The following is a 25703-nucleotide window of genomic DNA, read 5'->3' on the forward strand; positions in this document are numbered from 1 at the left end:
GATGAAAAGAGAGCATTTATTAAATTAAATGCTCTCTTTTTGCAAATAGCTGTATAGTATCGGGCGCTGTCATTAAAAAGGTTTGGATGCCCAATTTCTTAGCAGTTTCTAAATGCTGCGGACTATCATCTATAAATAAGGTCTCCTCGGGTTTCAGGTTGTTTTCCTGTAGTACTTGTTCAAAAATGGCGGGCTCGGGTTTGCGTTTGCCTGTTAAGTGCGAATAATACGTTTTTTCGAAAAGGTGATCATTGCCATCAAAACCAAAATCGGTTTTCAGGTAGTTCATGATATAATCGTAATGGATAGCGTTGATGTTACTAAGCAGAAAAGTACGGTATTTATCTTTTAGCTGAAGGAGCAGATCGTGGTTACCTTCGGCAATTCCAACCAAAATACTGTTCCAAGCAGCATCAATTTGCTCGTCGGTAAGGGCGGGGTTGTTGGTTTTTTCCCTTACATACTCCCTAAATTCGGCTGCGGTAACCTCGCCGCGATCAAATTTATCAAAAATTTTATCCTGCTCTTTATGGCCAAAAAATGTTTCGGGGTTAGCGATACCTAATTGATTCCATGATTGTTGAACACGTTTAAAGTCGATGCTGAAGATAACGTTTCCATAATCGAAGATGATATTTTTAATATTTTCCATAAAAAGAGTTTGAGATATGGGCGCAAATATGTAAAATTGCACCCGCAAACAAAAACAAAATAACCGCGCCTATAGCTCAGTCGGTTAGAGTAGAAGACTCATAATCTTTTGGTCCCTGGTTCGAGCCCAGGTGGGCGCACATAATTTTTAACAGCTTCTATGCGATATAGAGGCTGTTTTTGTATGTTTTCTTTTTTATATTAAACCTAAATCAATATGAAAGTATTTTTAAGCTGGTCAAAGACTCGAAGTAGGCGAGTTGCAGAGTTGTTGGGAGAATGGATTCCTTGCGTAATTCAATCGATCGACCCCTGGGTATCAAGTCAAAATATCGAAGATGGCGAACTGTGGTTTAGTGCTATTCAAACGCAGATCGCTCAGATTATCAACGGGATTATTTGCCTTACTCAAGAAAATAAGGCAGAGCCATGGATATTATTCGAAGCCGGTGGGTTAGCTCGAGGTTTAGAAAAAAATCGTGTTTATGTTCTGCTCATTGATCTTAGGAGCGAGGACATTCTTTTAAGCCCGTTGGCGGGCTTTAATCACACCCGGTTAGACGAAGATGGAATAAGAAAGCTTATTAGTGTTATCAATAATCGAACAGAAAAGCCTGTAGCTCCACAGCACTTGGACAAAGCCTTTGCAAAGTTTTGGCCTGATTTCAAGAGTCAAGTCGATGTTATATTAGAGGAAACTAAAGCTTTAGAGAAGCCAGAACAAAAAAGTAAGGCTTCAGCTGAAATCCAAAATGACATTAAACCTTTATTAGAAGAGATTCTGAAGAATGTCAGATCATCTGAGAAATCAAAATTTATTTCGATAAATCGTACAACTTTATCACCTGATATAACTCTGACTCAAAGCGATAAGGCACTTCATCTTTTACAAACAAAAAGACGATATGTTAATGAAATCGTATTATATTCTCTAAAGCGAGGTATAAAAACGTCCGACTTGCCTAATTATCGAAATCAAATTGTTATTGACCTATCGCTAAGTATGGATGGATTTGATTCGAAAATTTTTGAAGAGGCATTAAGTGAAGCGACATCATTATAAACAAGGTGTCGCAAAAGCGTACTAATTAATTGATTTTCAAATATGTTCTCGCCACAGGTGGGGCTTGCATCATTAAAAAGCCCGCTTTACATCACATGAAGCGGGCTTTTTATTTCGTACATACGAGCGAGAATAACCTGCAATTTTTAGTTTAACAATGGGTTTACCTGGCTTGAAATCAGCCTGAAAAAAAGAAACCCCCACCGGGAGGCGGGGGTTCTTTGCGGGGTCAGCCTCCTGCTAAGCCGACCCGCGTTAACCTTATCACAATGCTAAGGTGAGGATTAATAATGAAGAAAACATGAACATTAATTCAGGTTAAATTTTCATCTTAGCAAAAAACAGAATTTCCCCTATGCAGAAACCCGATAGCCTGATCTTCGACATGGACGGAACCCTTTGGGATGCCGTTGATACTTATGCCGAATCATGGAACCTTATTTTTCAAAAGCATGATATAAAGCGAGATATCAAGCGCGATGATCTTTTACACGTTATTGGCCTGGATGGTAAACGCCTTGCCAAAGTAATGTTGCCCGAATTTGACGACGACCGCGGGATGGAAATTTATTATGAAGTAAACCAGGTAAGGCGCGAAATTTTGCCTACCAGCGGCGGCGTGATGTACAAAGGGGTAACCGAGGGTATTAAGCAACTCTCAGCCAAATACAAAGTTTTTGTACTCAGTAATTGCGCGGTAGGCATTATTCCGCTGTTTTTGAAATGGGCAAAAATAACCGAATACGTTACCGATGTAATGGCTTACGGTACCAACCAGCAGCCTAAAAATTATAATATGCATTTGCTGATGGATAAGCACGGTTTGCAAAGCCCGGTTTACATTGGCGACACCAATGGTGATGCCGAACAAACACGCCTTGCCGGGCTACCGTTTACTTTTGTAAGCTACGGGTTTGGTAATACTGACGATTACGATCAAAAATTTGACGATTTTGAATCGCTTACCCAATATTATCTCGGTTTGTAAGTTTTAATGTACATGAAACAACATCTACTTTTCCTGCTCGTATTTATTTTGTGTGGCAACTTTGCATTTGCGCAACATTCAACGGTCGAATCGGAAAAGTGGATCAATGAGGATCTTGGGCACCTATATTTTAGCGGTGGCAAAGTGTACTTCAATTTTGATGGGTTCGACAAAAATAAAAACGGGTATAAAATTGAGCACGACACGCTTAAAATAATCGATACCTATACCTCAAGTGCTGATGATTTTAAACAAAAGCACATTGATGAAGCAAAGTTTATCATCAATTATTTTGATGGCAAAAAGCTGATAATTAAAGCCGTTAACGAAAGTGCCGTAAAATTGGCAGGCAGACCTCCTTTAGAGTTTAAAAACTATAAAGCAAGCTATGATAATGGCATCAAATTTTCCAAACTGCGTTTCTTATCATCTACCTGCTACGGCGATTGCCCGCAGCTTGCTACTAACATTTGGGCCGATGGTACTTATCGATTAAAAGGAGGGGAGTTTGCCGATCCTTATAAAGGTGATTTTGCCGGAAAACTTAGTCGCGGACAAATGGATAGCCTTAAATACTTGCTTAAACACAGCGAACTGAAAAAAATGTACGATTGGAAGCAAGGCAACCAGGTGGTAGATGCTCCTAACTATTACTTTGATATTGATTTTACAAACAACAAGGACAAACTGACCATTACCACCAACGAACCACCGATGAACCTTACTGAGTTGATCACTTTCCTGATCCAATCATACAAAAAAGTAAAGCTGGTGCCGTATAAAGAAACCGCTAATTGAAAGAATAGGTTAAATAAAAAGGCAGGACTGGTTTTGAATACCGATCCTGCCTTTTTTATTGGAATAAAATCTTGTCCAGATGCGGATTATTTGCCTGATGGAATTGTAGCCAATATCTCGCGCCATTCTTCAAGCTCTGGCAAACCCGGTTTACGTTTGCCGAATAGCTGAACTATCATTTCGCCCTCGCTGTCAAATAATTCGAGCGAATTAACATCTCCATCGGTTGATGGTTTAACCACGTGCCATACCTGTGCAACGGCATCCATGCGCAGGTGTAGGTTAAATTCAGGGTCGAGTACATTAAACCAAACATCCATTTCAACAATGCGGCTTACATTACCTGTATGGATCTGGATGCAGCCATGGTTGCCAACAAATACCATGATAGGCACTTGTTTATCGGCGCTGCTTTGTACTACCGCTTTAAAGTCATCAGCATTGATCTGTTTTGCAAAACCGGCAGGAGCAAGCCTTAAGGCCTGTGTGCGGTTCAAGTTGAATTTTTTAAGCAATCCAAAAAACTCGTGGGTATCCTGTAAGCCTTTCCATGCTTCCTGAAATGCGGGTACATCAATTTCCTCATCAGCTAATGATGGTTTGGCCGGGGCTGCTGTTGGCCTTATGGCTACAGACTGTTGCTCGGCTTTGCGGTAACGGGTAACCAGTTCGGGAAATACTTCGGCATTGCTTTTATCTGTGAGATAAATTTTGTGGATAGCTACACCATTGCCGTCAAAAAACTGGAAGCTTTTCAGGTTATCTTCAACAGCGAAACCTAATTTCCACTGGCTCATAAACAAACGTAGATCGATATCCGGACCTAAAACCAAACCGCCGTGTGGGCTGAACGATACTTTTTCGTAAACACCTTTACGCTCGTGAACGCAATACTCGTTACGGGTTAGTGCCATTACATAGCCAAGCGATGTTACGTCTTTTAGCAAATCCTGGAAATTATTTTCAAGGATAGTAACGCTTTCGCCAAGGCTGGTCATTAGTAGTTCGGCTTCGCTTACGTTCAGGGCGGTAGCTATATCTCGGATCCTTTTTTTAGGGTTTTCGGCTTTGAAAGCAAGATATTGTTCTTTTAAGGATATGGTTTCCATATTATAAAGTGTAAAAGGTTATTAAACTGTAGTTGTTTGTGCCTCGTGAATGATCACTTTAGGCATAATAAGTTGTTTTAATGTATTCGGGTTGGTAAAAACATCGGCCTCGGTTTCAAAAACATCGTAAATGCTTTTGGTATTCAAGATCTCGGCCGGGGTGCCATGGTACCACTTTCGGCCATTTTTCAGCATCATGATATTATCGGCATATTGGGCGGCAAGGTTAATATCATGCAAAATAGCTACCACCATAAAGCCCTTTTTTGCCAGCATAGAAGCGAGTGACAAGGTTTGCTGCTGATACAGAATATCCATGCCCGATACAGGTTCATCTAACAGCAATAAAGCCTCCGGCGTATCCCAGATTTGCGCAAGTACCCTGGCTAAATGCACACGTTGCTGCTCTCCGCCGGATAGTGACAGGAACGAGCGTTCGGCCATGTGGGTTGTGCCGGTAATGGCCATTACCTCGTTAATGATATCCAGATCATGGCTGGCCGGTTTGCTGGTGTAATGCGGATAACGGCCCATCTGTACAATTTCAATCGCCAAAAAATCAAGATTAATGATGTTTTGCTGATTGAGAATAGCGCGTTTTAAAGCCAACTCCTTAGCATTATAGTTATTCATGGCTTTTCCCGATAAGGTGATAGATCCGGCGGATGCTTTTTTCTCGGCGCTTAGCAAACGCATCAACGATGATTTGCCTGCACCGTTAGCGCCCAATATCACCATGATCTCGCCGGGATGCACCATGAAGGATACATCTTTTACCAGGGTGTGTTTCCCGGTTGTATAAGTTACGTTCTCGACTGTAAGCATATTATCGGGTAATTTTCTTTTTGTCTTTTATTAAAATATACAGGAAAACAGGGGTACCTAATAAAGCGGTAATAACACCTATCGGTAGTTCAACAGGAGCAACCACTTTACGGGCAATCATATCTGCCAGGGTAAGGATCAATGCACCCAACATGGCCGAAGCCGGTAATACGCGGCGATTATCGACCCCAAAAATCAACCTCACCATATGCGGCACCAGCAAACCAACAAAACTGATAATGCCCGATACCGCTACCGAAGCACCTACGGCCATGGTAGCCAGTACCACCACCCAGCGTTTTACCCTGCCAACTGGCAAGCCCAATTGCAGGGCCTGTGTTTCGCCAAGGGCAAAAGCATTCAGTGTTTTGGCCATGGTTGGCAATAGTATTAAAGGTATAAATACAAAGGGGATAAGGCATAATACAATTTGCCATGTAGCCCCACCTAAGCTGCCCAATAGCCAAAAGGTGATATTGCGCAATTGCTGGTCGTTTGCCATATAAGTAACCAAACCAGTTAAAGCTCCGGCCAACGCGTTGATCGCTATACCGGCCAGTAGCATCGTTGCCACATTTGGGCGGCCATCATTTCGTGAGATCTGGTAAACCACAAACGTAGCGATGCCTGCACCTGCGAATGAGCCGAAAGCAAGCAAATAGTAACCGAGCAAGTTGCTTAACCCGGCAAACAAAGCAGATTCGGCAGCGATGATGAGCACGGCAAAGAATGACGCGCCAGATGATATGCCGATTAGTCCCGGTTCGGCCAGCGGGTTGCGGAAAATTCCCTGAATGGCCGCTCCCGAAATACCCAAAGCCGCGCCAACAAGCAGGCCCATAATTACGCGGGGCATGCGTACAATGGTTAATACGGTTTCGTATTGCTCATCAACCGGGGTGTTTTTAAACAGCCAGATCTTTTTTGCCAGTATCAGCAGCACATCACCAACCGGGATTTTCATTGCACCCATGCTTAATGAAAGTGCTGCCGTAAAAAAAACGCCTAAGCCTAATAATGTGTAGATCAGTCCGTTTTTCATTGCAGGTTTTTATTCAGCCCGGTAATAGCCTGGTCAAGCCTTACGCTGAAGTTGATCAGCAATTCACCATCCATCTGCACAATTTTTTTGTTTTTACCCGCGTTGGTTTGCGCTACGCCAGGCATTTTTAAAACTGCATCAGCTCCGCCCAAACTGCTCAAACCAAAATCAAACATCAGTATAACGTCCGGGTTCGATTCAATCAATGATTCGGTAGTGTAGGGTTTGAAATTATCAAAGCCTTGCGCTGCGTTTTTACCGCCTGCCAAACCGATGATGGCATCTATATTGGTGTTTTGGCCGGCAACCAGCATTACACCGGTACCACGGGCGTAAATGAATAATACTTTGGGGGCTTTGGTGCTTTTTTTAACCTCGGCAAGGGCTTTGTTCACTTTCGCCTGCGTTTGTTTAGCCAAAGCTTCACCTTTAGCCTGAACCTGCAGGGCTGCGGCAACTGCTTTAATAAAAGCGATAGAGCCGTTTACGGAATATTCCTGTTTAATATTAACGAGGTTGATACCTGCCGACTGCAGCTGGTAAGCGATCTCTTTAGATACGCTACCTTCAGGTGCAAGTACCAGATCGGGTTTAAAGGAGATGAGGCCCTCGGCAGATACTGTGCGGTTTTTGCTTACTTTAGGTAGGCTGGCAATGTAAGCGGGGTAGATGCTGGTTACATCAACAGCTACGATGCTTTTGCCGAAGCCCAGGGCATCAACAGTTTCGGTTAATGCACCGCTTAGGGTGATGATACGTTTTGGAGCAGCTGCCCTTGCGTTTAAGCTAAAACCTAATAGCAATAGCAGGGATATACTTTTTATATAAGTGATAAATACTTTCATAGCAAAATTAACAGGGGGGATTTGATTTTTAAAGTGCGCTGTAACGGAAGGTGTAGTTACCCGAGGCACCGTCAGGGCCATCTTTATAGTAACTATCAATGATCAATTTATAATACTTACCGGCGGCGGTATGGATAAAAATCACTTTGCCGGGGATAGGGGTGATCTGGTGGTTATCCATATTATAAGTGTACCAACCATTACCGCTACCCCATGGAATAGCCTGCTTCCCCTTTTTATAGCCCGTTGTTGGGGCTTTATCTATCTTATCAAATGCCGCGTCTGCAACTATCTGTCCCTCGGCTGCACCCTGTACAATAATACCGGTATGCTGAAAAGAAATATCCCAACCGGTTTTAGCGGTATCTGCCTCATTTACTTCAATTCCTTTTTCGAGGTTGAAGTAGGCCATTTTATCGGAAGCGTTGAGGTTTTGGATCTTTTTTACAGCATTGGTTTGAGAAAAAGCGTGCGAAACAGGCATTAAAAAGCCGGTTAGCAGGAGGCTATAGCTTAATTTTTTGATGGTGATCATGGTTGAGAAGTAAATTAAAGATGACTTTGATAACGCAAATAAACTGCTTAATTAGACTAAATCAAAATAAGAAGTAGATTTTTATGAATTTGGTATTTAAGTAAAAGTTAAGTGCATGATCTCAAAAATCCAACGGTAGATAAAATTAAATAGTTGATTTTTAGATTTTTAATATATGTCTGTTCCTTTTGCTTACCCCAGTATTTTTGCCCCACTTTATATAAATCTCCACTTAGCGCAAAACTTTATCCTTAAATAGTAAAAGAAAATCCCGATTGCGTAAATGATTTCTCATTTCTAAAAACGACTTTTGCCTTTGTTTATTTAGACTGATTAAAAATAAGCAAATTTTATAACTGTTACATGTTCAAAATTTACCTATTGCTTTATCTCAGCTGTCTTTGTTTGGTAACCTCGGCCCAATCGCTTTATAAAATAAGCGGGCAAGTGAGGAACGAACAAGGCGATCCGGTAAATGCAGCCAGTATCCTGATCAAAGAAAATTTAAGAGGAACTCAAACCGATACCATGGGCCGTTTTGTGATAGATAAATTAAAACCGGGCAACTACACGCTGATCATCTCGGCGCTGGGCTACGAGAAGCACTTTATGCAGGTGGCTATCGAAGGGGCTTCGGTTGGTAATATCCATATCCGACTCAAAACATCGGCACAAAACCTAAAAGAAGTTAGCGTATTGGGCAAACAGGAAAGCCACGATAACCTGATCGACTTAACCCGCACACCCATGCCATCAACCGTAATTACCCGCAAGCAGATAGAAATGATGGGTAGCCGAAGGTTGGATGAGGTATTGAAAGAGCAAACCGGTTTGGCGATAGTGAACGATATAGGATCGGGTGCGAGAGCGGTTGGTTTGCAGCTGCAGGGGTTTGATAGTGGTTATACCATGATCATGATTGATGGCCAGCCGATGACGGGCCGTAACTCAGGCAATTTTGATTTGTCGAGGATCACGGTAGCCAATATCGAGCGGATCGAGATCATTAAAGGGGCATCATCATGTTTGTTCGGGAGCGAGGCTTTGGCTGGGGTAGTTAACATTGTTACCCGCCAAAATATATCACAAAGCCAGGGTTTGGCAAGCTTACGTTACGGCAGTTTTAATACCTTTGATGCCACGCTTGAGGGCGAAACGCCATTTGCAAAAGGTAAGGGATCGGGTTATATATCTGGTAATTATTATCGTACTGATGGTTTTAACGCTAACCCATACCTAAGCGAAGGCAAAACAGCGCCGCCTTATGATAGCTATACCATACAAGGCCGTGGCCGTTACACTTTAAGCCCTATGAACGCGCTTAATGTAACAGGCAGATATGCCGTGCGTAATTCGGTAAATCAAACTGCCTACAGTACCACCCCAAGCCGGGACGTATTGGTTGAGAAAGACTTGAATGCTTCCGCTATTTTAAATACCAATTTTAGCACCGGGTTGAGGTTAAAAACACAGTATTATTTAACCCGGTACGCTACCGATCAAAATATTACAAACCTGGCCGACGACCAGGTGATCCCTACCAACAACTTTGTGCAATATCTGCATAGGGGCGAGTTGCAGGCCTCGCAAACTTTCTGGGGAAGTATGGTGCTTACCGGAGGTACGGGTATACAGTACGAAACCATGAATAATAACCTGTACAGCGGTGTTAAAAGCCAGTCGACAGCTTTTGCCTATGCGCAGGCCGATTGGAAACTGAGTGATGAATTAGGTTTAACCGGAGGCGTAAGGGGCGAACACCATAGCCGTTACGGCAGTAGCTTAAACCCGAGTTTCGGCGTAAAATATCAACCGATAAAAGCGTTGACCTTAAAAGCTGCCATAGCAACAGGCTTTAAAACGCCGGATTTCAGGCAGCTATACCTCAACTTTACTAACCTTGCCGGTGGCGGTTATACCGTTTTAGGTACAGACGTTTTCGCGGCCGAATTGCAGAAATTAAAGGACGCCGGGCAAATAGCCACCGTGTTTGCTAACGCGACAAAAGTAAGCACCCTGAAACCTGAGCGCTCGGTTGCTTACAGTGCGGGATTTACTTTGCAGATAACGCCTGCTATAAAGGCCGATGTTAATGGTTTTTATAACGATGTGCGCAATTTTATCAATACCGACCAGGTAGCTACAAAAAATGGCGGTCAGCAGATCTTCTCTTATTTTAATATAGACAGGGCTTTTTTAACCGGTGCCGATGTTGGTCTGAGCTTCCGGGTTACTAAAGGGTTTAATATTTCGGCAGGATACCAGTTGCTGTATGCCAAAGATAGGGGAGTGATCGATTCTATAAAAGCCGGAACTGGTAATTACGCGCAGGTCTACGATACCGATACAAGGCAGGTACGCCGCTCAAAAGTATCCGATTATTTTGGTTTAACTAACCGCTCGCGCCACATGGCCAACGTGAAGTTTACCTACGAATACGAGCCTAAAGGTATCACCGGGACATTCAGGGTTAACTATAGGGGAAAATATGGTTTCCAGGAAGCCAACCTATCCAACCAGTTTCTTGATCCTTATGATACTTACGTATCAAGCTTTTTCCTGCTCAACGCGTCTGTACAAAAAAAGCTGATGAACAACCATTTTTCAGTTCAGCTAACTGCCGATAACATTATGAACTATCGCGACCAGCTGATGCCGGGCCAAAGCGGCCGCACCGTTATGCTTGGCCTTAACTATCGATTTTTTAAACAACAATAACTATGAAACTAATATCGACCTATAAAAACCATTATCAAAAGTTGCTCATCGCCATGGCTGTGGTTGCAGCCTTTAGCTCCTGTACTAAAGAGCAGGTAAAACCACAGCTTGAAGATGGCAGCAGCACGGTAGTAACCGATTTGCCCGGCGATGTAGGCAGTACCATTAACACAGGCTTCAAAACGTTCTACTTCAGCTTTGCTACCAATGGTAAGGTGGATAGCAGTGCCAAGAAAAGCACTTCATGGGATATATCTTTCGCAAGGGAATATAACTCTTATATAGGGATCAATAACGGTACTAACGAGGGTAGCTACGGCTTCGGTGGGCCAGGTAAAGGTGCTATAGTATCAATAAACCAAACTTATGATGATGTTAAAGAAGCACCATCTGATGCCGATTTTCAAAGCAAAGGCGTAACCTCGGTAGGCTGGGATCCGGGCAATGGGTTAGGCTGGTATTTCTACGATCTGAAAACACATATCGCCGTACCTGTTAAAGGGCGCACGTATGTATTGCGTACCGCAGATGGTAAATATGCCAAGCTGGAACTGGTGAGTATGTATAAAGGTGCACCGGCGGTAGTTACCGATCTCAACTGGCCATCGCCATATTTCACCTTCCGCTACTACGTTCAGCAAGATGGCAGCCGAAACTTATCAACCAAAAACTAAAAAAAAATTAATCATGAAAATCATACATATATTTCAAAAACGCGCGACAGCTTCTTTAGCGGTGCTTGCCGTTGCAGCCTTAACTTTTAGCTCGTGTTCAAAAAGTGAAGGTGTAAAGCCAGACGATACAACAACCGTAGTTACACCTACCAGGGATGCTGATAAAGTACCTTACTATAAGGTGCAAAGGGTAGAGAACCTGGCCGCCCAAACCGACGATCAAAACCCTACTGAACCTAAAACTGAGATACTGTTCAGCTTAGATTATAAAAAAGAGCAGCCTGCAACTTATGCTAAAACCACACTTTGGGATATTTCACTAAGCGGACTTTATAACAGCTTTTTAGGGCCAAACAGCAATACCGATTCAGGAAACTCGGGTTATCAGGGCCCAGGTAAAGGTGGTATCACCATTGTGCAGCAGGCTTTTGAAGATGTGACTGCAATTCCTGCCGCTGCCGATTTTAAAACCACTAAAGGCCTGATAGGCACAGATGACCGAGGCAGCTTTGGTACAGGAACCGGCTGGTACCTATATGATTTTGGCGGAACTGAAGTTGGCGATGGCAGCGCCACCAAAGTGCACGTGGCCTACGCTCTGGGCAACGCGCTTAAACTGGCAGATGGCAGCACCTTAGCCGCACGAACCATCATTGTAAAAACAGCATCGGGCGATTATGCCAAGATCAAAATGATAAGCTGCTATAAAGATATTTTCACGCCCGACCAAATGCTTACCAACTCGCCGCACATGTATTTCACCTTCGAGTATATGATAGTACCGGCTGGCAGCACCAAATTCGAGATCAAGTAACACCGCCCTACAACCCATCATATGAAAACAAAACACCTATACTTTTTAATCGCTTTATTTATCGCAGGCTTCGCCGCCTGTAAAAAAACTATCAATTACGATCCGCTGGCTCAAAACAGGATCACCGAATACAAGGTGGTGAACGTTCAGGATACGGTGATCTACGGTTCGATAGACAATATCCAAAACACCATCACCGTATATGTACCTTACTATTATGGTATGACGGTGATTCAGCCGAGCATTAAAGTTGATGCTGGTGCATCGCTGAGCGCCCAGGCATTGCCTGTTGAAGTAAGTGACGTTTCGCAAACCTACACTGTAAAAGGTGCAGATGGCAGCACGAGAACTTATAAGCTGATCATCACGCAGCAAAATCCACCGAGTTTAAGTTTGGAGTGGAGGGATGCTGATCCTGTTAACGTACCCGGCGGCGAGATCACAGTTATTACAGGGAATTTTCAAAGTACCAATACCAGCACTTTGAAAATAACCCTTCAGGGGACAACTTCAAATCAAACCATAAATCCTGATATGAGCACCGCGTTTGTGGTTACTACAGTTGAAGGAAAAGGCGGTTATATCATGAGCGTGAAAACGCCAACATCTATTGATAGCGGGCTGTATAACGTTAAGGTGAGCTTTTTAGGTAACAATGTCACTATGGATAAACCTGTACATGTGTACTATCCAACACCATCTATCGCGCCAACCTGGAATACACAAACCGTGGCAGCGGGTGATACGCTTGCTTTTATACCCAACGGAACAGGTTTGTTTTATGATTTGAAAACCGTTACTGCCAAAATACAAGGCCAAAACTATAATATCCCAATTAAAAGCACCAACCGTTTAGGAGCGGTAATCACCTTCCCGGATGGATTGCCAATAGGTAGCTGGGGCAGCGTACCATTTGTGTTTCAGTTTGGCAATTTTAATCCGGTAACTACTACTGTGCCTTTAATAGTGAAAGCTAAAGGAGGTTGATAAAGCATTATGCGCCTTGCGTACGAAGGCAAGTAATAATAAACCTATGTTGAACAAATATCACTATGCCTATGATGAAATAAAATTGTAAACACCAATAACTGAAAAGCAGCTCCTTGTGGGGTGTTGAGGGAATTGCAATACAATTTATCAAAGGCAACCCGTACATGTTTGCTAAGGGACAAATCAAAACTTGCATGTACAGGAAGCCCGATCAATGCCCAATAATAAATCAAATTTTTAAATACATCAAATACTTAAAATGAAAACAATTGTAAAAAATATATCAAAAACCGCTTTAGTTGTACTTGCAGCCTCTGTAGCTTTCACTTCGTGTAAAAAAGATAGCAGCAGCAATGTGTCGCCTTTAAAAGCAAATAGCCAAACTGCAAGTGTACCAACAATTAATAATACACTGCTTTATGGTAACTACGGCAACCCTGCATCAGGTCCAAGTGCATTTGGTACAAGGTATTTTAACCTGGCTACCGGTGCGCAGGATTCTACAGGAACCATTGCTTACCACTTAACATACACGTCTACTAATAACCTGCTTATTAAACCACGTAGTGGCGCTACACTTAAATATCTGAACACAACAAAGGCCCTTTCGGCGCTTAATGGCACCGATCTGGCTAATGCAACAACTGTTGTAGCCGCCACCGGTATTGGTTTAAACACCACTACCGATTCGTTGAATACTTCGTTAACTGCTAACGGTTGGTTAAATTATAACATCACCACACACGTAGTTAACTATACGCATAACGTAGTGTTTTTCTTAACACAAGGTTCAACTACTTACGCGTTCAGGGCAACTGCTTCAAGCGCTCAGGGTACTGCAACATCAAACCGTGGTTTGTACTGGTTTGACCGTGGCGTGCTTGTTCCGTAAGCCTGCCGCATAGCACTAAACTATGCCACAATTTTGATGGAACCGGCCTGCAGCGTTTGGCAGGCCGTTCCATCTATTTTATAACCAAACCAAAGCAATGGAAAAAAGAAACTTTTACTTATTTGCACTCATGGGCATGGCCATGCTGTTAAGCGTTTTAGCATCATGCAAAAAAGAATATCTAAAAACGCCATTTAACCAGATTGAAACATTTTCGGTAACAGATTCGCTGGGCAACCAGCTAAAAGGATCTATTACCGGCGATAGTATCATCGTTTACTGGCCGCCATTTCAAACGGCTCCCACCAAAGTAACACCACAAATCGCGGTATCTTCAGGTGCTACAATTAGCCCGGCTTCAGGTGCGCAAGTAACTTTTGCATCGGGCACTATTTACACTGTTACCGCTCAGGATGGCAGTAAAAAAACATATAAACTTATTCCGCTAATTAATCAGCCAGCGCCGGTGTTTGACGTACAAGCTACCGATGTTTTACAAATTGGCGATTATTTGAAGCTGCGCGGACAATATTTTATTACAGATACCAATCAAACAAAGCTGTACCTCACTAACAGCGCGAACAAAGATTTTCAATTGAGTTTAAAAAACGCCTCTTTTAATCCGTTTTATTTGAGCGTGCAATTACCGCAAAACAACACTATCGATACAGGCTATTATAAAGTGAAACTGATAAGCGGTAATAATACAATTGTTAAAGGCCCATTTCATTTTGGTGTACCGGCAATGCCTTTATTAACCTCACCAGATCTTGGTAAAAACCTGAAAGCCGGGCAAGTGCTTACATTCACTATACCCGGTCCGTTTGCCAAGTACTTTAACAATACGTTTGTTGGTGCCCAAGCTATATTTTATATAGGTGATAATTTTGATATGGCCACGGCTAATATTAGTGTTCCGACTGCAGGTACACTAACAATGACCATTCCGGCAGATGCCCCTGCAGGCATTATCTACTACATCGAATTTCATGATAAGGATGGGAACTTCCTAACTGATTGGTCGCCATCAACGGCAGATATCACTATAGTTCCATAATAAAGAAGACTGAAAGTGATGAAGCGAGCGGGTGTGTTTACTGGGATAATACTGGCGACTTTAACGGTTGCCTGTAAAAAATCGGAGCCAGGGTTGGCCGAACCTGTATCGCCGCTTACCGGTACGCGCACGCAGTTTACGCTCGATTCGATTTACCTGTACGCCAAACAGGTTTATTTATGGAACGAAAACCTGCCCGATTATAATACGTTTAACCCGAGGGTAAAATATGCCACTTATACTTCTGCCGATGAGGCTTTTAATGAAGAGGTGTTTGATATTTCGCAAATAGCTGCAAATCCATCAACCGCGCAACCTTACGAAGTGCCTGTGATTGCCGGTGTTGCCAAATACTCGTATATCACCGGATATAATGGCAACGGTGGCAGTCAGGCTGCTGTGGTATCTCCATCGTTGGATGCGGTATTAAAGGATACTATTATAAACGGCAGTATCGGATATATAGCCTTAGGATCATTTCCAAAATTGAGTACATGCAAAACGGCGCTTGATGCCGCTTTCGCAAACTTAAAAACTGTTAACCCAACGCGGCTTGTAATTGATTTGCGATACAATGGCGGCGGCTATGTGGAAACAGCCGAGTATGTGGCTAATCAAGTTACCTCATCTGCATTAACGGGGAAGGTGATGTTCTCCGAACAATACAACACATCGCTTAGTGCGGGCAATGCTACTATCCTCAAAAATCAAACTTACTATGATGCCAATGGTAACACCGTAAATTATAATGGCCGCACCGCAATCATGGCCGATGTAGATTATACGGAAGCTGGTAATACGCACAAATTTGCTAAAACAGGCGGCCTGGAAACTGTGAAGGATATTTATTTCATCACATCGGGCAGTACCGCGTCAGCAAGCGAACTGCTCATCAGCGCCATGAAGCCTTACTTTAATATAAAGCTTGTTGGCGGCACAACCTATGGCAAGCCTGTAGGATTTTTTTCGGTTAAGGTTGATGTGTATAGCGTTTACTATTCGGGTTTCCTGATCAGGAACGCGGCGGGTTGGTCTGATTATTTTGGGGGGATGCCTGCCGATGTAGAGGTAAATGCAGAGGAAGCGACTGTATTGGGAGATCCGAAGGAGGCCTGTTTGAGCGCTGTATTGAGTTTGATCAACGGCGCATCAAGCAATTCAATACAAACGCAATTGATCAATAAAGCCATACAAACCAACGCGGTATTTAAATCTAACCAGGCTGGTGCATTCCCTGTGCCGTTGGGAATGATTGAGAACAGATTAAAACTAAAGAGAAATTAATAACAGGAGAGATTATCTCTCCAATAAATACAACAGACATGTTAAGTACAACCATCAAAGAGGCTACCAAAGAAGCCCACCTGCAATTAGAAAAAAAAGTAGTTCAAAAATTAAAAGCTATTCGCAGCAACCAGGATTATGCCGATCTGCTAAGGCATTTCTACGCTTATTTCAATCACCTTGAAAAAGCTATCGCGCCATTTATTACTGCCGATGTATTGCCTGATTATCCGCAGCGCAGAAACTCATCATACATCAAAACCGATATCGAAGCTTTAGGTGGAGATATCAATAACCTGCCCGAAACAACTGTGCCTGAAATTGGCAACACCATCCAGGCGCTTGGTGCATTGTACGTAATGGAAGGCTCCATTATGGGTGGAAGCATTATTGTGCAGATGTTGGCTAAAGGCGGCATTACCGAAGGGGTATCCTTCTTTTCGGGCTACGGGCAAGCTACCGGCCAAATGTGGGGCGCATTTATCAATGTATTGAATGCAAGTGCTGTTGAGGATGAGCAGGAAGCCATTGCCGTTAAAACCGCTAACGAAACATTTGAACACTTCGCTGCCGTATTTGTCGAAGCTGAGCAGACTGTTAACGGATAATAAATCGTTGCTGCCTATTGAAAACCAAACCTGTTTTTTTTACCTGTATTGAATTGTTATGAAGATAAAATCGAAAATTGAAGGATTTGATGAGTGGTTGTTTATCGAAGAGCTTCCTGACGCGTATTCGCCGGGATCGCAGCTTTCCGAAAAACATATTTCGATAAAGCGTGAGCCTGTGAAAAAGCTGTTTTATTACCAGCTAAGTTCGGGCGGCTTGTTTTTGCTTCATTCAAACATGCAGTTTAATGAGCCGGTGAGGATATTATCTGAGGTAGAAGGGGAGACCATCACGTCGCAGTTTATATTTTACGAATCGGGCAGCGCGCCTTTAAAACTGGGAAGAAAAAGCGGGTACGGTAGCAACCGGCACAATATCCGTTACATCCCTTCATCAAAGGGAAGGTACGAAGTAATACCCGATATGCAGTACAGCTACTTTTTAATGGTGCTATCAAAAGAGTACTATTTCCATTTGATAGATAGGCACGCGCTTATCCACTCATCATTTGTTTCGGCCATAATGGAAGGTAAATACACTTCCTTAGCAGCGCAGGACCTGGCCGTAACCCCAGAAATGAAAAGGGTGATCACCGATATCTGCGAATGCAAAAAAACGGGCGAGATCAAAAAGTTCTACACCGAATCAAAAGTATTAGAACTGCTGATGCTTCAACTTGAGCAAATGCAGAAAAGCAGCAGTGACGATGATGGTCCGCAGATAAAAACTGAAGATCTGGAAAAACTTTATCATGCTAAAGAATTGCTGGATAAAGTTTACGTTAACCCGCCTACCATTAAAAAACTATCAAGGCTCATCAGCCTTAATGAGTTTAAACTGAAACAAGGGTTCAAGGCTTATTATGGTACAACCATATATGGCTATATAACCAGGCTGCGGATGGAAACCGCCAAAAACATGATTATTAATGATCATAAAAGCATTGGTGAAGTGGCACATGCCATAGGTTTTAAACATCAGGCGCACTTAACCAGCGCCTTTAAAAAATACTATGGAATTTTGCCCAGCGAGGTTAAGCTAAACGCTTAAACAAATTATCAAACTGCATAATAAAACAAAAGAGGTATTGGAAATATGCCTCTTTTTTGCTTTATTTGAAAAAATAAAAACCTGAACCTTTGACAAAAAATAAATTTCCCGGCAAAAGAAATTTTTTGCAATCTGTAACGTTTTTATTTCAAATACGTCTATTACCAAACGCTAACTATGAAAAGCTGATCGTTACGATCTTTTTCACCTATATTCGCGGGCTTTTTCTGCTGAGCTTGCGGTACAATATTTAAGTCTGCGTAACAGTAGTTACATTTATTTTGGAAAAACAATCCTGATTATCTGCTTAATCTCGGTTTTAATGATATTTCCCGATAGTTCTTATATGTGTGTTTTTTATTTAAAAATACAGTTTTAGTTAATAGATAATGCGCCGGACAGGGGCAGCGCATTGTTTTTATTTTCCATATCTTCTCAATAAATAATATCCATCCGCTATATACTGATTCTGTTCAAGTACCCAATATAAGGTATTTTATTTTTAATGAACACTTTTAGGAATGAAAATATTAAGTACCTATTGAAATTATCAACTAAATACCTCATCTTTAGCCAACCAGTTATTATTAAACACTTTGAAAAAGCTTATCGCATACTTTTTATTATGCATAGTCCTGTTCAACACGGCAGGGTATTTAGCTATTCATGAATACCTGGAACATAAAACACAGCAGTTTTTTGTTGATCAAACAGCCAAAGGTTTTTATAACGTTAAGGATCTTACGGAGGTAATTATCCCGGTTGATATGCCGGGTATCCATGATTGGAAAACCTTTGAAAGCGTAAGCGGACAGATCCAGTTTCAAAACACCAACTACAACTTTGTTAAAATACGTATTACACGCACCGCGCTTCATTTAATGTGTGTACCCAATTATGATACAACTAAGCCTACCGATAAAAATATATTGGATGCTAAGGGTATGAAAGATATACCTGTTCCGCATAAGGAACATGTGCCTTGTCCAAAATCAGCGGTCCTTGAAAACTCGCATTTCATTTTTACGCAGTATGTATTTAGGTGTCCGTTAATTAAAAACGTGCGTGAAAATATAATACATGCTGTGCAACCCCTGGTTAATTATCACCAGGATATTCCGGAGCAACCGCCCAAAGCTATCTGCTAATCTCATCTTAGTTTTATTAACGGCCGCTTTTGCGTAATGCAATTGCCGTGGCTTACCATTCTGATTTTTCTTTTTTCGTAGATTTTCTTACCGTTTAAGTAGGGAAGATCACAGGTTTTTTAAGTGCTTGTGAAAGAAATTTCTGTAAATGCCCGGCGTGTGGCTATTCCTCCACTTCATTTTAGTTTTTATAATGCCCCACATTCCACTCGAATCTCACCTGCCGGGTATTACCGGCTTGTTAGAATATAATAAGGTTACTGCTCAGCCAATCCGCGACCTTACACAGATCCTGCTGCGCGGACCTTCATCGCTTTCCGAATTTGAACGAGAGCTGATAGCCACCATCGTATCTCACGGCAATCAGTGTAAATTTTGTACCACCGCCCACACCGCCGCTGCCGATCTGCTGGCCGGCGAAACTGAAACATCACAAAAAGTTAAGGAAGACATTGAAACCGCACCTGTATCCGAAAAAATGAAGGCTTTGCTCACCATTGCCAAATTAACCGGACAAAGTGGTCGTAATGTTACCCCAACGCACATTGAACGCGCCAAAGCTGCCGGTGCTACCGATATCGAAATACATGATACGGTGCTGATAGCCGCCTTATTTAGCCTTTACAATCGCTATGTTGATGGAATGGGAACCGCCTTGCCCGATAGCCCGGCATATTTCGATGTACTTGCCGAGCGCCTTGTTAACCACGGTTATACCCGTTTGCCACAAGGCTATGATCATTTAAAAAAGTAAAACAAATCCCTGATTATTTATTCAACTAACCTCAATCCCAACACAATGAAAAAACTTTTATTTATCCTGTTTTTGTTTGTCCCGGCAATCCTGTTTGCTCAGGGCACTGATGTAACCGGTATTATTACCAACAGCACCACCGGCGCGCCTGTTGAAGGTGCCAGCGTTAGTGTAAAAGGTAAGCTGGCCGGTACCACAACCGATTCGAAAGGTAATTTTAGCCTTAATGTTAACAAAATTAAATTGCCTATTACGCTGGTGGTTTCGGCTGTAGGCTTTGAACCAACTGAAACGAGCATCAACAGTGCCGATGCCAAAGTAGGCGTAAAGCTGGTGCAAAAATCTATCGTACTTAATGAGGTAGTTACAGCAGCTACGCGTATAAATCAAAGCATTCTGAAATCGCCGGTAAGTATCGAAAAAATGAACCTGAAAGCCATCAGGGAAAATCCTTCGTTCACTTTTTACGATGGTTTGCAAAATATAAAAGGTATGGAGGCTGTTACCAGCAGCTTAACCTATAAACAGGTTAATACCCGCGGTTTCAACAGCACCGGTAACAGCAGGTTTTTGCAACTGGTTGATGGTGTAGATAACCAAACGCCCGGCCTTAACTTTTCGGTAGGTAACTTATTTGGCGCATCGGATATTGATATCGAGAGCGCCGAGGTTATCCCGGGCGCGGCTTCAGCATTGTATGGTCCGGTAGCCTTTAACGGTTTGTTATCATTAAAAACTAAAGATCCTTTTAAATACCAGGGCTTAACTGTACAGGTAAAAAGTGGCCTAAACCATTTTGGCGAATCGGTAGTAAAACCACAAGGTCTTTATGATTTCGCTGCCCGTTTTGCTAAAGCGTTTAATGATAAGTTCGCTTTTAAAATCAACGCTTCATACCTAACTGGTCGCGATTGGTATGCTGATAATTATACAGATATCAGCGCTTCAACACCTGTCGCACAGCGCGGGGCAAATAACCCTGGTCGTGATGCTTTGAATATTTACGGTGATGAAGTATCACGTACTTTGCCCGGTATAGGTTTGGTTTCAAGAACAGGTTATGAAGAAAAAGACCTGATGAACTATAATGTTTACAGCTTAAAACTAAACGGTGCACTACAATACCGCATTAACAATAACCTTGAGGCTATTTATCAATACAATTACGGTAGGGGTACAGCAAGCTACACCGGTAGCAGCCGTTTCGATCTGAATAACTTTGTACTGCAAACACATCGCGTTGAGTTAAGGGGAAGTAACTTTTTTGTAAGAGGATACTCTGTTGCCGAAAACTCGCACGATTCATACAACACCCGCTCACTGGCCCAGTTCATTAACCGCGATTGGGTTCAAGACCTAAACGGTACAGTAGTAACGCCTGATAAAGCCGATGATACCTGGTTTACCCGCTACGCCGCTGCCTACAACGGTACAGTTAACGGCGTAACCGCTCATGATAACAACGTGGCCCGCACCTTTGCAGATCAGGGCCGTTTTTTATCGGGCAGTGATGCGTTTAATAAAGCAAAAGATGCATCTATCCATAACTACGGTTTAGCTGGTGCAGGTGTGTTCAGCGCCAGCAAGTTTTATCATGCCGATGGTCAGTACGATTTTAGCAGCGCCATTAAAGTATTCGACCTGTTGGTAGGCGGTAGCTTCCGCGATTATCGCATGTTTACTAACGGTAGCTTGTTTGATGATAAAACCAATAAAGTCACCATACAAGAGTATGGTTCATTTATCCAGGCCGGTAAAAAACTGTTTGATGATAACCTGAACCTGGTAGCCTCATTGCGTTACGATAAAAACGAAAACTTTAAAGGCAGCTTTACGCCTCGTTTCTCGGCAGTGTACACGGTTGATAAAACCCACAATTTCAGGGCATCGTACCAAACCGGTTTTCGCAACCCAACCCCGGTCGATCAATTTATCCACCTTAATGTAGGCCCCATCACTATTTTGGGTGGCGCGCCTAACAACAGCAAAGGCATGAACGTTTATGAAAACTCATTCACCGCATCATCAGTAAGTGCTTTCGGTGCCGCGTTTGGCAGGGCTATGCAACAGGGTACGCCGTTTCCGCAGGCTGTTGAGCAAAATAAAGGTTTGCTGAAAAAATCAAACGTAGCCTATATCAAACCAGAGCAGCAAAAAGCATTTGAGGTGGGTTACAAAGGCCTTGCTGCCGATAAGTTACTCATCGATGTAAACTACTACCACAGCAGCTATACCAACTTTATCCTGAACACGGTAGTGATCCAGCCGCAAAACACCATTTTGGGTAGTGATGGTAATGTAACCACAGCATCTGCCAGTGATATCCCTAATGGTAAAGTACACGCATTCCAGCTGTACACCAACGCGCCCGATAAAGTATCATCGCAAGGTGCAAGTGCGGGTTTAACCTATTTGTTTGATAAAGGTTATGCTTTAGACGGTAACGCAACACTATCGGTATTCAGCCTTAAAAATGCTAACCCTAACAATATAGCCGCATTTAATACTCCCAAATGGAGCACCAATGCTACATTGAGCAACAGTAATATCGGTAACAACTTCGGCTTTAATGTGGCCTGGCATTACCAAACCGCTTTTGATTGGTATGGCACTTTTACCGGTACAGCTCCTGGTCGTGTAGATTCTTACTCGTTGTTTGATGCCCAGGTAAGCAAAAAACTGCCTGCCTTTAAATCAACCATTAAACTGGGCGGTAGTAACATCTTTAACAAGCACATCTATCAATCATATGGTTCGCCGGCTATTGGTGCCATTTACTATGTATCTATTGTATTTGATGATCTTTTAAAATAAAAAACTCATGAGCACAATAACATTAAGCGAAGTGGTTACAACAAAACAAGATAGTATCAGCGTGCCATACCGCGTGGTATTGTTCCTGATCTGTTTTATCAGCACGGCCCTTGGTGGCACGGTATCAACCCTCATGTCGGTTTATTTACCGGTAGTAGTGCGCGATCTGCAAGGCAATTTACCTGCCGATGAAGTTAACGCCATCAGCGGTTATATCAATGCCGTTTTCATTTTTGGCTGGGCCTTTGGTGGTTTTACCTGGGGAGTGATCAGCGATAAAATGGGCCGTAAAATAGCTTTACTAATGGCCATAAGCTGCTACGGTATCTTTACCATCCTTACCGGGCAAATGCCAACCTGGTGGGGAGTAGTAGGTTGCCGTTTTATGAGCGGCTTTGGTGTAGGCGGGGTACTGGTTACCAGTATTACGCTGGTAAGCGAGGTGTGGCCCGCTAAGAGCAAAGCGGTAGTTATCGGCATTTTGTCAATAGCTTTTCCGGTAGGAATTTTTTCGGCGGGGGTGATCAATTACGTGGTTTCATCATGGCGCGAAGGCTTTTTGGTAGGAGCGATCCCTTTATTCCTGGCCTTGCTGGGAGCTTGGCTGCTTACCGAATCGCAAAGCTGGCTTGACTATCGCGCCGATGCATCAAACAAAACTAATCCTTATAACAAACTGCTCTCTCCTAATCACAGGAGAGAGCTAATTGTTGGTTCGCTAACTTTCGGTACCATGCTCATTGGCCTGTGGGCTATATTTTCATGGTTGCCAACCTGGGTGCAGAGTCTTATTACCACTCACGATGCCGCTAAAGAGCGCGGCCTGAGTATGATGTGTTTAGGCATGGGCGGCCTCACAGGTGGTTTTTTCTCGGGTTGGTTGGTGAATTTGCTTAAACCGCGCAGATCGATGCTGTTATGTTTTGCTGTTTGTACGGGCCTGTCATTTGTACTGTTTAAAACCAATAGCACATTTGGTCCGGCCGTTTATGCCGAGATAGCTGTGCTTGCTTTGTTTTTTGGGGCGAGCCAGGGCGTATTATCAGCTTATATTCCGCAGCTTTTCTCAACCGGGATCAGGGCAACGGCTACCGGTTTTTGCTTCAATATCGGTCGCATTTTTACAGCTACGGCGGTATTGTTTGTGGGTGTGTTGGTATCAACGCTGGGCGGTTACAGTAACGCCCTCTTCATTTTCTCATTAATATTTCTGGTAGGCTTGCTGGTTGTACTTTTTGTGCACGAAAAACCTGCGACTAACCAAAACGCAAAATAGTTATGGCACACATCGAACTGAATAATGATCTGCCGGGCATCAGGGGCCTGATGGCCTACCGCCCGGAAACCGAACAACCACTCAACGCGCTTGCCGAGGTATTGCTTAGGGGAGATAACACCCTAAGCCGCGGCGAGCGCGAACTGATAGCGACTTACGTGTCCTATCTTAATGATTGCTTCTTCTGTCAGAATGTTCACGGCGCGCTTGCCGGGCATTACCTCGATTGCAATATCGACCAGATAGACGCCATCAAAGCCGATATGCAGCAGGCCGATCTGTCGCCAAAAATGAAAGCGCTATTAACCATTGCCGCAAGCGTGCAAAAAAGCGGTAAACATGTTACGCCAGAGCAAATTGAACTGGCGAGGGCCGAAGGTGCTACCGATGCCGAACTGCATGATACGGTGTTGATAGCAGCCTCGTTTTGCATGTTTAACCGCTATGTGGATGGCCTGGGTACCTGGGCACCACAAAACAGGCAGTTTTATGTGGATAGGGCACCGCAAAGGGCTATTGATGGCTATCAATCAAGTCTATTCAAATAAACATCTACCTAAAAATAAAATTTATGCCACACATTAATTTACCAAGCGAGTTTCCGGGAATCAGGAGCTTGTTCATGTACCGCCCCGAAACGGCAGCGCCTTTAAATCACCTTGTTCAAACGCTGCTGCATGATCCGCACCCAACTTTAAGCGCGGGCGAAAGAGAACTGATAGCTACTTATGTATCGCGTTTAAACACCTGTAAATATTGCTCCAACATCCACGGCGCAATAGCCAAACACCAGTTAGGCGGCGATGGCGAATTGGTTGAACTGGTACTTGCGGATCCGGATACCGCGCCTATCAGCACCCAACTTAAAGCGCTTTTAAAAATAGCTGCAAAGGTACAGGCTGGCGGTAAACAGGTTAATGCGGATGATATTGCAGCCGCCCGCGAGGCCGGTGCAACCGATGTTGAATTGCACGATACTGTACTGATAGCAGCAGCCTTTTGCATGTACAACCGCTACGTAGATGGCCTTGCAACCTGGCAACCCGACGATGCAGAACTATATGATAAAATGGGCAAGCAGCGCGCCAGCGAAGGCTACATGACCGCGCCCTTTAAAGTAAACCGGACTGAACAACAATTACAAAACTCATAAACTATAAAACTCATGGCACACATAAAATTAAAAAACGAAGAATTACCGGGCATAGTAGGTTTGCTTAACTATCGCCCCGAAACCGCCCGTCCGCTGCTTGACTTGGCGGAGACATTACTACGCGGTGAATCAACCCTTACCAGTGGCGAGCGCGAAATTATAGCGGCTTCGGTATCGTACTGGAACCAATGCCACTTTTGCCATACTTCGCACGCTGCTGCGGCGGTAGCACACCTTAAAAGCGGCATCAACCTTATTGATGACATCAAGGCCGGTTTGCCTAACACTCCGGTATCTGATAAGTTAAGGGCATTACTGCATATTGCCCACCAGGTACAACGCAACGGTAAAAATGTAACCGACGATGATATTGCCGCAGCCCGTGAAGAAGGTGCTACAGATGCCGAGATCCACGATACTGTTTTAATTGCCGCCGCTTTTTGCATGTTTAATCGCTACGTTGATGGTTTGGGTACCTGGGCACCCGGGCCTAACGAGGCTTATTTGGAAATGGGTGAGCGCATGGCGCATGTAGGGTACGGAAAATATTAAAATGCACGCTCCGTTTGGCCACTTTATTTAAGGTTTAGGGGCTTGTGTATTTATATCAATTA

25 protein-coding genes and 1 tRNA gene are annotated in these 25703 nt (G+C 43.3%); 20 read left to right on the top strand and 6 right to left on the bottom strand.

Features of this window, described 5'->3' with window-relative positions:
• Window positions 1-19: 19 nt before the first annotated feature.
• Window positions 20-652 (bottom strand): HAD family phosphatase, encoded by a 633-nt coding sequence (locus AAFN85_RS25180; protein WP_347530563.1) that lies wholly within the window; start codon window positions 650-652, stop codon window positions 20-22.
• Between the two features lie 65 nt (window positions 653-717).
• On the opposite strand from AAFN85_RS25180, the gene AAFN85_RS25185 reads away from it, so the two are divergent.
• The 4 genes from AAFN85_RS25185 to AAFN85_RS25200 all read left to right on the top strand — a co-directional run bounded on the left by AAFN85_RS25185 (window position 718) and on the right by AAFN85_RS25200 (window position 3500).
• Window positions 718-791 (top strand) — tRNA-Ile (locus AAFN85_RS25185).
• Window positions 792-868: 77 nt separating this feature from the next.
• Entirely contained in the window at window positions 869-1714 is an 846-nt protein-coding gene (locus tag AAFN85_RS25190) for a hypothetical protein (RefSeq protein WP_347530564.1), read from the top strand.
• A gap of 355 nt (window positions 1715-2069) precedes the next feature.
• Window positions 2070-2702 (top strand): HAD family hydrolase, encoded by a 633-nt coding sequence (locus AAFN85_RS25195; protein WP_347530566.1) that lies wholly within the window; start codon window positions 2070-2072, stop codon window positions 2700-2702.
• A 12-nt stretch (window positions 2703-2714) separates the two neighbouring features.
• The gene (locus AAFN85_RS25200) at window positions 2715-3500 is read left to right on the top strand and encodes a DUF6438 domain-containing protein (protein WP_347530568.1); all 786 of its coding nucleotides are present in this window, start codon (window positions 2715-2717) and stop codon (window positions 3498-3500) included.
• A gap of 86 nt (window positions 3501-3586) precedes the next feature.
• Here the strand turns inward: AAFN85_RS25200 and AAFN85_RS25205 are convergent, their stop codons facing one another.
• Genes AAFN85_RS25205 through AAFN85_RS25225 form a run of 5 tightly spaced genes read right to left on the bottom strand, consistent with a single transcriptional unit; the run spans window position 3587 to window position 7856 of the window.
• Complete coding sequence (locus AAFN85_RS25205; protein WP_347530569.1) at window positions 3587-4609, bottom strand: ChuX/HutX family heme-like substrate-binding protein; 1023 nt, start codon at window positions 4607-4609, stop codon at window positions 3587-3589.
• A 21-nt stretch (window positions 4610-4630) separates the two neighbouring features.
• Complete coding sequence (locus AAFN85_RS25210) at window positions 4631-5434, bottom strand: heme ABC transporter ATP-binding protein (RefSeq protein ID WP_347530570.1); 804 nt, start codon at window positions 5432-5434, stop codon at window positions 4631-4633.
• Window position 5435: 1 nt separating this feature from the next.
• Window positions 5436-6476 carry an iron ABC transporter permease gene (locus tag AAFN85_RS25215; RefSeq protein WP_347530571.1) on the bottom strand — a complete coding sequence of 347 codons (1041 nt, stop codon included), beginning with the start codon at window positions 6474-6476 and terminating at the stop codon, window positions 5436-5438.
• The gene (locus tag AAFN85_RS25220) at window positions 6473-7321 is read right to left on the bottom strand and encodes an ABC transporter substrate-binding protein (RefSeq protein WP_347530572.1); all 849 of its coding nucleotides are present in this window, start codon (window positions 7319-7321) and stop codon (window positions 6473-6475) included. Before AAFN85_RS25220 ends, AAFN85_RS25215 begins: the two co-directional genes overlap by 4 nt.
• 28 nt (window positions 7322-7349) lie before the next feature.
• A complete protein-coding gene (locus tag AAFN85_RS25225; protein WP_347530574.1) occupies window positions 7350-7856 on the bottom strand; it encodes an HmuY family protein in 507 nt (168 codons plus the stop codon).
• Between the two features lie 363 nt (window positions 7857-8219).
• Between AAFN85_RS25225 and AAFN85_RS25230 the strand changes: the two genes are divergently transcribed.
• The 16 genes from AAFN85_RS25230 (at window position 8220) to AAFN85_RS25305 (ending at window position 25641) form a co-directional block, all read left to right on the top strand.
• Window positions 8220-10574: a TonB-dependent receptor gene (locus AAFN85_RS25230; protein ID WP_347530575.1), complete on the top strand. Its 2355-nt coding sequence runs from the start codon at window positions 8220-8222 to the stop codon at window positions 10572-10574.
• 2 nt (window positions 10575-10576) lie between these two features.
• Window positions 10577-11248: an HmuY family protein gene (locus AAFN85_RS25235; protein ID WP_347530577.1), complete on the top strand. Its 672-nt coding sequence runs from the start codon at window positions 10577-10579 to the stop codon at window positions 11246-11248.
• 13 nt (window positions 11249-11261) lie between these two features.
• Window positions 11262-12062: an HmuY family protein gene (locus AAFN85_RS25240; protein WP_347530579.1), complete on the top strand. Its 801-nt coding sequence runs from the start codon at window positions 11262-11264 to the stop codon at window positions 12060-12062.
• Window positions 12063-12083: 21 nt separating this feature from the next.
• Window positions 12084-13049, top strand: coding sequence for a hypothetical protein (locus AAFN85_RS25245; RefSeq protein ID WP_347530580.1), 966 nt, complete (start codon window positions 12084-12086; stop codon window positions 13047-13049).
• A 262-nt stretch (window positions 13050-13311) separates the two neighbouring features.
• The gene (locus AAFN85_RS25250; protein WP_347530581.1) at window positions 13312-13944 is read left to right on the top strand and encodes a hypothetical protein; all 633 of its coding nucleotides are present in this window, start codon (window positions 13312-13314) and stop codon (window positions 13942-13944) included.
• Window positions 13945-14041: 97 nt separating this feature from the next.
• Entirely contained in the window at window positions 14042-15001 is a 960-nt protein-coding gene (locus AAFN85_RS25255; RefSeq protein ID WP_347530583.1) for a hypothetical protein, read from the top strand.
• Window positions 15002-15019: 18 nt separating this feature from the next.
• Entirely contained in the window at window positions 15020-16285 is a 1266-nt protein-coding gene (locus tag AAFN85_RS25260) for a S41 family peptidase (protein WP_347530786.1), read from the top strand.
• Window positions 16286-16323: 38 nt separating this feature from the next.
• Window positions 16324-16893, top strand: a complete 570-nt coding sequence (locus AAFN85_RS25265; protein ID WP_347530585.1) for a biliverdin-producing heme oxygenase — start codon at window positions 16324-16326, stop codon at window positions 16891-16893.
• A gap of 58 nt (window positions 16894-16951) precedes the next feature.
• Window positions 16952-17944, top strand: coding sequence for a helix-turn-helix transcriptional regulator (locus AAFN85_RS25270; protein ID WP_347530586.1), 993 nt, complete (start codon window positions 16952-16954; stop codon window positions 17942-17944).
• Between the two features lie 596 nt (window positions 17945-18540).
• Window positions 18541-19092, top strand: coding sequence for a hypothetical protein (locus tag AAFN85_RS25275; RefSeq protein WP_347530587.1), 552 nt, complete (start codon window positions 18541-18543; stop codon window positions 19090-19092).
• 193 nt (window positions 19093-19285) lie between these two features.
• A complete protein-coding gene (locus AAFN85_RS25280; protein ID WP_347530588.1) occupies window positions 19286-19846 on the top strand; it encodes a peroxidase-related enzyme in 561 nt (186 codons plus the stop codon).
• 45 nt (window positions 19847-19891) lie between these two features.
• Window positions 19892-22660: a TonB-dependent receptor gene (locus tag AAFN85_RS25285; protein WP_347530589.1), complete on the top strand. Its 2769-nt coding sequence runs from the start codon at window positions 19892-19894 to the stop codon at window positions 22658-22660.
• Between the two features lie 7 nt (window positions 22661-22667).
• Window positions 22668-23936: an MFS transporter gene (locus AAFN85_RS25290; protein WP_347530590.1), complete on the top strand. Its 1269-nt coding sequence runs from the start codon at window positions 22668-22670 to the stop codon at window positions 23934-23936.
• A 2-nt stretch (window positions 23937-23938) separates the two neighbouring features.
• Entirely contained in the window at window positions 23939-24484 is a 546-nt protein-coding gene (locus tag AAFN85_RS25295; RefSeq protein WP_347530592.1) for a peroxidase-related enzyme, read from the top strand.
• A 23-nt stretch (window positions 24485-24507) separates the two neighbouring features.
• Window positions 24508-25089, top strand: coding sequence for a peroxidase-related enzyme (locus tag AAFN85_RS25300; RefSeq protein ID WP_347530593.1), 582 nt, complete (start codon window positions 24508-24510; stop codon window positions 25087-25089).
• A gap of 12 nt (window positions 25090-25101) precedes the next feature.
• Entirely contained in the window at window positions 25102-25641 is a 540-nt protein-coding gene (locus AAFN85_RS25305) for a peroxidase-related enzyme (protein WP_347530594.1), read from the top strand.
• The last annotated feature ends 62 nt before the right edge of the window (window positions 25642-25703 follow it).

The organism is Mucilaginibacter sp. CAU 1740 (assembly GCF_039839285.1).
Classification (GTDB): Bacteria; Bacteroidota; Bacteroidia; order Sphingobacteriales; family Sphingobacteriaceae; genus Mucilaginibacter.

What these genes read in the sequence shown, in the direction of transcription:
- AAFN85_RS25180 (WP_347530563.1), bottom strand. Translation starts at nt 652, where the DNA reads ATGGAAAATATTAAAAATATCATCTTCGATTATGGAAACGTTATCTTC.
- AAFN85_RS25190 (WP_347530564.1), top strand. Translation starts at nt 869, where the DNA reads ATGAAAGTATTTTTAAGCTGGTCAAAGACTCGAAGTAGGCGAGTTGCA.
- AAFN85_RS25195 (WP_347530566.1), top strand. Translation starts at nt 2,070, where the DNA reads ATGCAGAAACCCGATAGCCTGATCTTCGACATGGACGGAACCCTTTGG.
- AAFN85_RS25200 (WP_347530568.1), top strand. Translation starts at nt 2,715, where the DNA reads ATGAAACAACATCTACTTTTCCTGCTCGTATTTATTTTGTGTGGCAAC.
- AAFN85_RS25205 (WP_347530569.1), bottom strand. Translation starts at nt 4,609, where the DNA reads ATGGAAACCATATCCTTAAAAGAACAATATCTTGCTTTCAAAGCCGAA.
- AAFN85_RS25210 (WP_347530570.1), bottom strand. Translation starts at nt 5,434, where the DNA reads ATGCTTACAGTCGAGAACGTAACTTATACAACCGGGAAACACACCCTG.
- AAFN85_RS25215 (WP_347530571.1), bottom strand. Translation starts at nt 6,476, where the DNA reads ATGAAAAACGGACTGATCTACACATTATTAGGCTTAGGCGTTTTTTTT.
- AAFN85_RS25220 (WP_347530572.1), bottom strand. Translation starts at nt 7,321, where the DNA reads ATGAAAGTATTTATCACTTATATAAAAAGTATATCCCTGCTATTGCTA.
- AAFN85_RS25225 (WP_347530574.1), bottom strand. Translation starts at nt 7,856, where the DNA reads ATGATCACCATCAAAAAATTAAGCTATAGCCTCCTGCTAACCGGCTTT.
- AAFN85_RS25230 (WP_347530575.1), top strand. Translation starts at nt 8,220, where the DNA reads ATGTTCAAAATTTACCTATTGCTTTATCTCAGCTGTCTTTGTTTGGTA.
- AAFN85_RS25235 (WP_347530577.1), top strand. Translation starts at nt 10,577, where the DNA reads ATGAAACTAATATCGACCTATAAAAACCATTATCAAAAGTTGCTCATC.
- AAFN85_RS25240 (WP_347530579.1), top strand. Translation starts at nt 11,262, where the DNA reads ATGAAAATCATACATATATTTCAAAAACGCGCGACAGCTTCTTTAGCG.
- AAFN85_RS25245 (WP_347530580.1), top strand. Translation starts at nt 12,084, where the DNA reads ATGAAAACAAAACACCTATACTTTTTAATCGCTTTATTTATCGCAGGC.
- AAFN85_RS25250 (WP_347530581.1), top strand. Translation starts at nt 13,312, where the DNA reads ATGAAAACAATTGTAAAAAATATATCAAAAACCGCTTTAGTTGTACTT.
- AAFN85_RS25255 (WP_347530583.1), top strand. Translation starts at nt 14,042, where the DNA reads ATGGAAAAAAGAAACTTTTACTTATTTGCACTCATGGGCATGGCCATG.
- AAFN85_RS25260 (WP_347530786.1), top strand. Translation starts at nt 15,020, where the DNA reads ATGAAGCGAGCGGGTGTGTTTACTGGGATAATACTGGCGACTTTAACG.
- AAFN85_RS25265 (WP_347530585.1), top strand. Translation starts at nt 16,324, where the DNA reads ATGTTAAGTACAACCATCAAAGAGGCTACCAAAGAAGCCCACCTGCAA.
- AAFN85_RS25270 (WP_347530586.1), top strand. Translation starts at nt 16,952, where the DNA reads ATGAAGATAAAATCGAAAATTGAAGGATTTGATGAGTGGTTGTTTATC.
- AAFN85_RS25280 (WP_347530588.1), top strand. Translation starts at nt 19,286, where the DNA reads ATGCCCCACATTCCACTCGAATCTCACCTGCCGGGTATTACCGGCTTG.
- AAFN85_RS25285 (WP_347530589.1), top strand. Translation starts at nt 19,892, where the DNA reads ATGAAAAAACTTTTATTTATCCTGTTTTTGTTTGTCCCGGCAATCCTG.
- AAFN85_RS25290 (WP_347530590.1), top strand. Translation starts at nt 22,668, where the DNA reads ATGAGCACAATAACATTAAGCGAAGTGGTTACAACAAAACAAGATAGT.
- AAFN85_RS25295 (WP_347530592.1), top strand. Translation starts at nt 23,939, where the DNA reads ATGGCACACATCGAACTGAATAATGATCTGCCGGGCATCAGGGGCCTG.
- AAFN85_RS25300 (WP_347530593.1), top strand. Translation starts at nt 24,508, where the DNA reads ATGCCACACATTAATTTACCAAGCGAGTTTCCGGGAATCAGGAGCTTG.
- AAFN85_RS25305 (WP_347530594.1), top strand. Translation starts at nt 25,102, where the DNA reads ATGGCACACATAAAATTAAAAAACGAAGAATTACCGGGCATAGTAGGT.